The following is a 2,500-nucleotide window of genomic DNA, read 5'->3' as shown; positions in this document are numbered from 1 at the left end:
CACAAGATACCTGCGCATACTTTCAAAGATCCTGGGAAGTGGCCTCAGCGCCGTTCCCGTGTGCTGCGAAGTTTCCTTCGTAGCGAGCCGCCCATTATAGCCGGCTTTTCCGCTTCGTCAACACCTTTTTTCAAGGCCGTCTCACCGGAATGGACGTTGTTGCCGATGCCGCTTCGTCGTTGGACCCAAAGGCCTTTCGTCGTTGCGAGCCGCCTATTATGGCAGGCCTTTCAGCTTTGTCAACAACTTGTTTGAGGAACTTGAAGCTCTTCGTGAAGTTGTTGCCGCAAGTCCAGGTCGAAACCGGGTGCCTGCAAAAAAAGGAAAACCCCGCTGCGCATGCAGCGGGGTTCTCGGGTGTAAACCCTGGCGATGACCTACTCTCGCATGGCTTGAGCCACACTACCATCGGCGCAGCTGCGTTTCACTTCCGAGTTCGGGATGGGATCGGGTGGTTCCACAGCGCTAATTTCACCAGGGAGGCGGTTGGAGCGTCGCCATCCGATACAGCCGGATAAGGCGCCTGCCTCTCGTAGTTCTTGTGACGTAGCGTGCACTTGGATGCTCTTACGACGCTGTCGTAAAGCCAAGGCAACTTGAGGTTATATGGTCAAGCCTCTCGGATCATTAGTATCAGTTAGCTCAATACATTGCTGTACTTACACACCTGACCTATCAACCACGTAGTCTACATGGTTCCTTCAGGGGGCTTGTGCCCCGGGAGATCTCATCTTGAGGCGCGCTTCCCGCTTAGATGCTTTCAGCGGTTATCGCTTCCGAACATAGCTACCCGGCAATGCCACTGGCGTGACAACCGGAACACCAGAGGTTCGTCCACTCCGGTCCTCTCGTACTAGGAGCAGCCCCTCTCAAATCTCCAACGCCCATGGCAGATAGGGACCGAACTGTCTCACGACGTTCTGAACCCAGCTCGCGTACCACTTTAAATGGCGAACAGCCATACCCTTGGGACCGACTACAGCCCCAGGATGTGATGAGCCGACATCGAGGTGCCAAACACCGCCGTCGATATGAACTCTTGGGCGGTATCAGCCTGTTATCCCCGGAGTACCTTTTATCCGTTGAGCGATGGCCCTTCCATACAGAACCACCGGATCACTAAGTCCTAGTTTCCTACCTGCTTGATCCGTCGATCTTGCAGTCAAGCACGCTTATGCCTTTGCACACAGTGCGCGATGTCCGACCGCGCTGAGCGTACCTTCGAGCTCCTCCGTTACTCTTTAGGAGGAGACCGCCCCAGTCAAACTACCCACCATACACGGTCCCCGACCCAGATAATGGGCCCAGGTTAGAACGTCAAGCACGACAGGGTGGTATTTCAAGGATGGCTCCGCTGCAGCTAGCGCCACAGTTTCATAGCCTCCCACCTATCCTACACAGACGAACTCAACGTTCAGTGTAAAGCTATAGTAAAGGTTCACGGGGTCTTTCCGTCTTGCCACGGGAACGCTGCATCTTCACAGCGATTTCAATTTCACTGAGTCTCGGGTGGAGACAGCGCCGCTGTCGTTACGCCATTCGTGCAGGTCGGAACTTACCCGACAAGGAATTTCGCTACCTTAGGACCGTTATAGTTACGGCCGCCGTTTACTGGGGCTTCGATCAAGAGCTTCGCCTTGCGGCTGACCCCATCAATTAACCTTCCAGCACCGGGCAGGCGTCACACCCTATACGTCCACTTTCGTGTTTGCAGAGTGCTGTGTTTTTGATAAACAGTCGCAGCGGCCTGGTTACTGCGACCCTCTTCAGCTATAGCTCGCACGAGCCACCAAAAAGGGTGCACCTTCTCCCGAAGTTACGGTGCCATGTTGCCTAGTTCCTTCACCCGAGTTCTCTCAAGCGCCTGAGAATTCTCATCCTACCCACCTGTGTCGGTTTACGGTACGGTCTGCGTAAGCTGAAGCTTAGGAGCTTTTCCTGGAAGCGTGGTATCAGTGACTTCGCCTTAAAGGCTCGTCTCGGTGCTCGGTCTTGAAGGATCCCGGATTTGCCAAAGATCCAAACCTACCGCCTTTCCCCAGGACAACCAACGCCTGGTACACCTAACCTTCTCCGTCCCTCCATCGCACTTACGCGAGGTGCAGGAATATTAACCTGCTTCCCATCGACTACGACTTTCGTCCTCGCCTTAGGGGCCGACTCACCCTGCGCCGATTAACGTTGCGCAAGGAAACCTTGGGCTTTCGGCGTGCGGGTTTTTCACCCGCATTATCGTTACTCATGTCAGCATTCGCACTTCCGATACCTCCAGCAGACTTCTCAATCCACCTTCAACGGCTTACGGAACGCTCCTCTACCGCGCATAACAAAGTTATGCACCCCAAGCTTCGGTTCACTGCTTAGCCCCGTTAAATCTTCCCCGCAGACCGACTCGACCAGTGAGCTATTACGCTTTCTTTAAAGGGTGGCTGCTTCTAAGCCAACCTCCTGGCTGTCTGTGCCTTTCCACATGGTTTTCCACTTAGCAGTGAATTTGGGA

General features: G+C 54.3%; 2 rRNA genes (1 of these 2 cut by a window edge). Both read right to left on the bottom strand.

The features are described 5' to 3' along the window. Window positions 1–364: 364 nt before the first annotated feature. Window positions 365–479, bottom strand: a 5S ribosomal RNA gene (rrf, locus tag ACZLIB_RS01805). A gap of 127 nt (window positions 480–606) precedes the next feature. After that, window positions 607–2,500: ribosomal RNA gene (locus ACZLIB_RS01800) — 23S ribosomal RNA — on the bottom strand (it continues 986 nt past the right edge of the window).

This window comes from Stenotrophomonas sp. 220_Sma, from assembly GCF_056487375.1.
Note: the sequence above shows the minus strand (reverse complement) of the source record. Positions and strands in the feature narration are given on the sequence as shown.